The following is a 6,248-nucleotide window of genomic DNA, read 5'->3' on the forward strand; positions in this document are numbered from 1 at the left end:
TCCAGCATGTTCACGATCGCGAAGTGATAGCCGGGCGAGTGTTCGAGGTGGAGGTCTTCGATGTTCACTCACTTCTCCACCGACGAGGAGGACGACGAACGAGAACAGGCTGAGGAAGACCTTTTCGCGGGCGGACATCTTCTCGGCGAGCAACGCGGCGACGGTGGCATCGCGCACCAGGCCAAGCCAAAAACCAAAGACCGCGAGCGCGAGCACGAGAGCGCCGGTGACGAGGAAAGCGTGGACCGGCCAGACGAAACGCTCGAAGGCGAAACGATTGTCGACCAGCGCGAAGGGCCCGAACTCGGAGATCGGCAGGCCCAGGTTCGAGCAGTAGAGCAGGCCGCCCGCGAGGGCCAGGCCGAAGGGCACGCGATAGCGCCCCAGGAAGGAATGAGCAAAACAAAGCGTGTAGACGAACGCCGCCCACCCCGCCCCTTTCAGAAACAGCAGCGTGGCGAAGCGCGGGGTCAGCGCCTCGGTATGGCGCGCCGGCCAGGCGACGTAGCCCAGCGCGAGGGTCGAGATGAGCAGCGTAAGCACCAGGCCCAGGCTGAATTTCACGGCGAGCATGCGCCAGCGCGGCAAAGGCAGGCCTTCGAGAAAGAGCTGCGTCTTCTGGCGAAACTCGGACGCGATCAACAACTGCCCGAGCACCAGGCAGGCGAGCGGCAGAAACAGCGTGAGCAGCAGGCGCACGGATTCGAAGCCGCCGCCACCCGCGCGCCGGATGACGCCGTGGCTCGAGATGAGGATGAGCCCGGCAAAGGGCAGTAACAGGAGGAAGCTCAGCGCGAAGGCGTGCTGGCGCAACTCCTTGGCGAGCAGCGCGCGCGTCATAGGGCAATCACGCGCGAACCGACGCAGGCGAGGAAGGCATCCTCGAGCGAAAGCGCCTCGACACTCGCCCCGGGCGGAAGAGCGAGTTCGCGCCAGTGTTCTTCCGCAGCGCGGAGGACCCACAGGCGGGTGCCGTCGAGGGCTTCATCCTGCCAGCACTCGAACTCCGGTGGTGGAGTGAACTCCGCGCCGTCCGCGACGCGCACGCGGCGCACGGTGGTGCGCAAGCTTTCCAGCGGGCCTTCGTAACGCATGCGCCCTTGATCGATGATGCCCACGCAATCCGCGCACCGCTCGACTTCATCGATGAGATGCGACGAGAAAAAGGTCGTGCGCCGATGCTGGCGAGCCTGGGCGACGATGAGCTGCATGAACTCGCGGCGGGCCAGGGGATCGAGGCCGGCGGTCGGCTCGTCGAGGATGAGCACCGCGGGCCGGGGCGCGAGCGCAAGGGCGAGGGCGAGCTTGGCGCGCATGCCGCCGGAGAGCTGGGAAACGCGGCGGTCGCCGGGCACCTCGAGGACACCGAGCAGGCGGGTGAATTCCGCGCCATCCCACGTGGGATAAAACGCGCCGACGAATCGGCCCAGCGCCTGGCCGGTCATCCACGGGTAAAAATTCTGCTCCTGCGAAACGTAGCCGATGCACCGTTTTTGCGCGACGGAGGTGCGTCGGGTCGTCTCGCCGAGCAAGCTGATCGTGCCCGCTTCCGCGGCGATGATGCCGAGCAGGATGCGGATGGTGGTGGTCTTGCCCGCGCCGTTGACCCCGAGGAAGCCATAGATCTGGCCTTCGTGGACATTGAGGTCAACGCCATCGACGGCGGGCACCTTGCCGAAGTGCCGCCGCAAACCACGGACTTCGAGCACGGCGGACTCAGGGGCGGGCGCAATCGGAGCAGGCGGTTCCATCACTGCGGTGGAGACTGACAAGGGGCGGCGGGAATATCCAGTCTACCCGTGTGAGAGTTGTGATGGGCGAAAGCGGGACAGTCCCGCATCGCCTTGGCCTTGGAACGCTATGGATGGACGGTCAAGCCGAGCAACTGGGCTGCTCCTCGCTGCCGCGCGTCGGCTGTAACAAACTCTGTCTCGCCCGCTACTTTGGCCGTGGCCAGGTGTAGAGCGTCATTAGTCCGGATGAAAATCGGCGGAGTCTGGGAAAAGCAGCGCTCCAGCACGGCCACGAATTCACGCTCCACATCCCTGTCGACCGCTTGCACGATAATCTTTCCGCTGGCCACATCTCGCGCCAAGTCGGCGGATAAAATAGCAGATTCGCCGGCCGGCAACGCACTTTCCGCCTCACGTCGCCGAAAAACGGTCTGCGCCTCAAAACGCGCGATGTCGCTGGTTACGATTCGACTCGTCGTCCCGGCGGATTGGACAAACTGAACTGAGTCTGCTTCCGGCAGCGATAGTTTCACCAACGCCGACGTGTCCCAATAACTCATTCAGGCACGCTCACCACGGATATCATCGAGAATGTCCTGGAGTGGCGTGCCTGCTGTTTGACTGGCGTTTCGCTCCCGCCGGAGCCGCAGTTCCTCCAGCCAGGCACCACGATCCGCCACCTCGGCCACCGCGGACTCGTGCGTCATTTCGTCTACCACGACCTGACCGCTGGCCATAGCGACGCGATAGCGCCTGCGGGGGGCCGGATGAGGAAGCACCGACGGTGGCAGTCGCAAGGCGCCCGTTTCGTCCGCTTCGAGGATCGTGCTCATGCGGGAGAAAGTATCACGCTTGCAGAGTAGCGACAAGTGCCGCGACAATTTCCAGTGTTTTCACTGGCGAGAGGATGAAGGGGAATTGGAGGTTCAATCGCGCGAATTCAAGGGACCGGCTTTCCCGAGCGCACCGACGGTCCAGATAAGCGGGTAGAGGCGTTCGTAGTACCAGAGTTTGGCGAAGTAAAAGCCGATGGGTGCCGGCTCGCTCCACCGGCCGGACTCGACCTGTGCGACCAGCCAGGCGGTGCCGCGATCCGTGGCGCTGACGTCTTCCGTGCTGGCCAGGGCTTCGACGGCGAGGGCGGTTTCTTCCACGGAAACCGGGCCGTCTTTCGCGCCGCTCCAGCCGCCGGAAGCGTCCTGTCGCTCGACCAGCCAGCGCAGGGCGCGCTCCAGCATGCCCTCAGGCAGCGCGTGGCCGCGGTGGAGCAAATCGCGCAGGGCGATGACGATTTTGGCCGTGCCGTAGACGGGATTCTCATCGTCCGGGGCGTGTTCGTTGCCGAACCACAGTGGCAGCCAGGAGCCGTCGGGGCGTTGCTGTTGCTGGAGAAAACGGACGGCGCAGGCGACGGCGCTCAAAGTGCGCTTTTTCAATGGGTCATCGAGTTGCGGCAGCCACGCCGTCCAGGCGCGCAGGGTGTGCGCAGTGAGATCGGGTGAGCTGCGGTCGAAGGGCAGGGCGCCCCAGCCGCGGCAGAAAGTGGGGATGCCGCCGTCGCGATTTTGCAGGTCGATCAACCAGCGTACGCCCATCTGGCCGGCGGTGCGCGTGGGTGCATCGACGACGCCGAGATGCAACAGGGCGAGCAAGGCGCCGGGGGTGTCGTCGGCATCGGGCACGCCACCGGGCAGGTCGGTCCAGGCCCAGCCGCCGGGAGCGGCGTGGGTGTAGGGATGTTCGACCCGATATTGCTGCCCGAGCAACCATTCGCGGAGGGCGAGTTGTTGCTCGGGAGTAAGCGCGCCGGGCTGATGCGCGAGCGCCTTGATGGCCAGCGTCGTGACCCACGTGGCGAGATTCGTGTCGATCGCCCAACTGCCGTCCGCCTGCGCACTCGCCCGCAGGAAATTGACGGCGCGACGGGCCACCGGATGTTGCGCGTGGCCGGCGGAGGCGAGGGCCATGGTGACGAAACTGGTGAGCGGCGTGGCTTCGAGAAAGCCGCCGTTTTCCGGCTGGATCGATTCGAGGACGCGCAGCGTGCGCGCCAATGATGACTCGCGGATCAAGCGGACAAGCGGGTTGGCGGACGGTGCGTGGTAGTGGATGGCCTGCCCGATGGCGATGAGCGCGGGCAGCGCGTAACTGACGACGGGCAATTGCAACGCGCCAAAAAGCTGATGCGGCAATGCGGCCAACTCGAAGGGCAACGGCGACACTTTGGTCCAGCTGACTTGTCCGCAGATGGCGAGATGCATGAGGATCGGCACCGAGAAAGTGCGGTCCTTGCCGTAGCGGCGTTCGATGGCGGGGACGAGTTGCAGCAGCGATCCGGCGGCGCGAGTGAGCCAGACTTCGGCGTTGGCGATACTGCTCGTGAGATCGGTGGTTGATGCGCCTCCGCTCAGCGCAGCCCAGCAAAGCGCGGTCGTGCTGATGTTGCTGCGGCTCTTCACGGTGTCGCCCCAGCCGCCGTCGGCATTCTGGTGCCGGGCCAGCCATTGCAGACCGCCGGCGATCAAGTCGCCATGCTGCGCGCGGTCGACCGCACCGAGCGCGACCACCGCGGTGGCGGTGGACAGGGCGCTGCTGGAGAGTTCGCCGGTCCAGTGGCCTTGCGGATTGAGTTCCGCAAGGAGCGTCTGCGTGGCCGTGGCCAGCGCCGCATCGAGCCGGGAGCGCACGATCGTATCCAAACGACTAGGCCAGCTTGTCCTGCTCGCGCTTCTTCGCCGGGAGGATGGCGCAGGCATCCTTGCAACCGAAGACGCGGCTGAGGATGAGGCGATTGCGGCTGACCCACTTGTAGACGACTTCCGCGATGAGAATGACGCCGGGAATCCACATAAACAGCCCCAGCGGCACGACCAGCGGGAGCCGCAGGCTCATGAAGCGAATCGCCCGCGCACCCCGATAAATACGGCCTTGCGGGGTGACGCAGTGGATCGCTTCCTGGAGATCTTCGCGGGTGAGTTGTGGGGCGATTTCCTGCGCCCGCGAGTCGCTGAGCGGGATGAGCGCGAGCACGCCGAACCAATCGAGCCAACTGAGCGCCTTCATCTGGAAAACGCACATCGGGCAATCGCCGTCGTAGAGAACAGTGTACTGACTCATGCGCGCAGCTTAGACGCTGAGATGCCCGAGCGCCAGCAAGCCGTAGAAGGTGTATTCGGCGTCGAGATGGTCGTCGGCCCAGTGGCCGTGGAAACCGCCTTCGGCATTCCAGAGAGTATCGATGAAATCCAGGCAGCGCTCACGGATCGCCGGGGGCACTTCGCGGTCGAGGCAGGAGAGGGCGTGGAGCGTGGTGGCCGTGGAAAGCAGGTCGGGCATCGGCGCACTGGGCATGGCGAGGAAACCGCCGTCGGGGTGCGCTTGCGCGAGCAACCAGTCGCCGACGATTTGATTCACCGGCACATTGAGTTGGTGCATCAGCGTCACGGCGGCGGCGGTGGCATTCGTCGAGCCGACTTTCAGCCCGCGCGCATTGGCCCACGCACCATCGGGTGTTTCGAGGAACTTCAGGCATTGCACCATCCGCAGCGGATCGGGCAAGGCTTGGCCGAGGTCCTGATACGCGCCGAGCGCAACGAAGCAGCCGTAGGCATTGCCCCGCTCCGCATCAACGTCCCCATCGTAACCGCCGTCACGCGAGCGATGGGTCTCGATCCGTGCGAGCACAGCATCCGCACGCCCCGCCGGCAGGTCTTCCCGGCCGAGCGCCGCCCAGCAACGCGCCAACGCGCTGAGGTGCACAAAATCGAGCGCCGCACCATCGCCGAACGAGGCGAGCCAGGGTTTGAGGTTTGATGTTTGATGTTTGATTTCCTCTTCGCTCTGCATCGCCTGCAATCCGGCGAGCGCGAAGATGGTGTAGTAAAGATCGGGCTGGCCCGCGCGGTCCATGGCGCCGCCTTCGGGTGAAAACTGTCGCGTGAAAAAGGCACGCACAAGATCGGCGGAGTCGCCGAGCACCTTCGGCGCGACGCGGGCGATTTGCAGCATTTGCAGGCGCAGGCTCATGCTGAAAATAGTTCGTGTCGGAAGGTCACTTTGCGAGCTTCTCGAATAGCTCGGGATACCTTTCAAAAATACGCCCAGCGATTGATTCGATCGGCTCGTGAATAGGTGGACTGATCGTGAAATGATCGTCACCTAAACGAGCCAGCACAAACTCGCATACTTCGCGTTGCTCTTGCGGCGGGAGCGCCTTGATTTGCTCGACAATTTCGGCGGCGGTCATGTTCAGGAATGGTAATGATCACAGCGTCGTCACACAAACCACGTTGTCCTTTGCTGGATCGGTGAAGAAAGGCAAAAATCAGAGGTCCTTCGCAAGCTCAGGATGACGGCGTTTGTGGAACGCTGGTGCTAAATGCGTCACTCCTTCACCGCCGTGCAGTTGGCTCAGGCGGTGGCCAGGGAGGTGCCGGCGAGGTTCTTTTGCTCGAATTCCTTGCACCAGCCCTTGATTTCCGTGTCGTTGAAAATCTTGCCGATGACGCGGCGGAG

General features: G+C 64.1%; 7 protein-coding genes and 1 pseudogene. All 8 read right to left on the reverse strand.

Annotated features, from left to right (window positions below; all coding sequences use genetic code 11):
• Nucleotides 1-840 (reverse strand): annotated as a pseudogene (locus ABJF10_RS28470) (hypothetical protein); the annotation flags it as partial.
• A complete protein-coding gene (locus ABJF10_RS28475) occupies nucleotides 837-1,709 on the reverse strand; it encodes an ABC transporter ATP-binding protein (RefSeq protein WP_348547995.1) in 873 nt (290 codons plus the stop codon). The pseudogene ABJF10_RS28470 and the gene ABJF10_RS28475, both read right to left, overlap by 4 nt.
• Nucleotides 1,710-1,858: 149 nt before the next feature.
• The gene (locus tag ABJF10_RS28480) at nucleotides 1,859-2,293 is read right to left on the reverse strand and encodes a type II toxin-antitoxin system VapC family toxin (protein ID WP_348547996.1); all 435 of its coding nucleotides are present in this window, start codon (nucleotides 2,291-2,293) and stop codon (nucleotides 1,859-1,861) included.
• On the reverse strand, nucleotides 2,294-2,566 hold the full coding sequence (locus tag ABJF10_RS28485; protein ID WP_348547997.1) for a hypothetical protein: 273 nt from the start codon (nucleotides 2,564-2,566) through the stop codon (nucleotides 2,294-2,296).
• Nucleotides 2,567-2,659: 93 nt separating this feature from the next.
• The gene (locus tag ABJF10_RS28490; RefSeq protein WP_348547998.1) at nucleotides 2,660-4,432 is read right to left on the reverse strand and encodes a prenyltransferase/squalene oxidase repeat-containing protein; all 1,773 of its coding nucleotides are present in this window, start codon (nucleotides 4,430-4,432) and stop codon (nucleotides 2,660-2,662) included.
• A 4-nt stretch (nucleotides 4,433-4,436) separates the two neighbouring features.
• Nucleotides 4,437-4,850, reverse strand: a complete 414-nt coding sequence (locus ABJF10_RS28495) for a DUF393 domain-containing protein (RefSeq protein ID WP_348547999.1) — start codon at nucleotides 4,848-4,850, stop codon at nucleotides 4,437-4,439.
• Between the two features lie 9 nt (nucleotides 4,851-4,859).
• Nucleotides 4,860-5,759: a prenyltransferase/squalene oxidase repeat-containing protein gene (locus ABJF10_RS28500; RefSeq protein ID WP_348548000.1), complete on the reverse strand. Its 900-nt coding sequence runs from the start codon at nucleotides 5,757-5,759 to the stop codon at nucleotides 4,860-4,862.
• Between the two features lie 25 nt (nucleotides 5,760-5,784).
• Nucleotides 5,785-5,979 (reverse strand): hypothetical protein, encoded by a 195-nt coding sequence (locus ABJF10_RS28505; RefSeq protein ID WP_348548001.1) that lies wholly within the window; start codon nucleotides 5,977-5,979, stop codon nucleotides 5,785-5,787.
• Nucleotides 5,980-6,248: the final 269 nt, after the last annotated feature.

The sequence above is a fragment of the Chthoniobacter sp. genome (assembly GCF_040003245.1).
In the GTDB taxonomy this organism is placed as follows: domain Bacteria; phylum Verrucomicrobiota; class Verrucomicrobiia; order Chthoniobacterales; family Chthoniobacteraceae; genus Chthoniobacter.

Excerpts from the sequence above, each read along its gene's own strand:
- ABJF10_RS28480 (WP_348547996.1), bottom strand. The coding sequence starts at position 2,293 with ATGAGTTATTGGGACACGTCGGCGTTGGTGAAACTATCGCTGCCGGAA.
- ABJF10_RS28500 (WP_348548000.1), bottom strand. The coding sequence starts at position 5,759 with ATGAGCCTGCGCCTGCAAATGCTGCAAATCGCCCGCGTCGCGCCGAAG.
- ABJF10_RS28485 (WP_348547997.1), bottom strand. The coding sequence starts at position 2,566 with ATGAGCACGATCCTCGAAGCGGACGAAACGGGCGCCTTGCGACTGCCA.
- ABJF10_RS28495 (WP_348547999.1), bottom strand. The coding sequence starts at position 4,850 with ATGAGTCAGTACACTGTTCTCTACGACGGCGATTGCCCGATGTGCGTT.
- ABJF10_RS28505 (WP_348548001.1), bottom strand. The coding sequence starts at position 5,979 with ATGACCGCCGCCGAAATTGTCGAGCAAATCAAGGCGCTCCCGCCGCAA.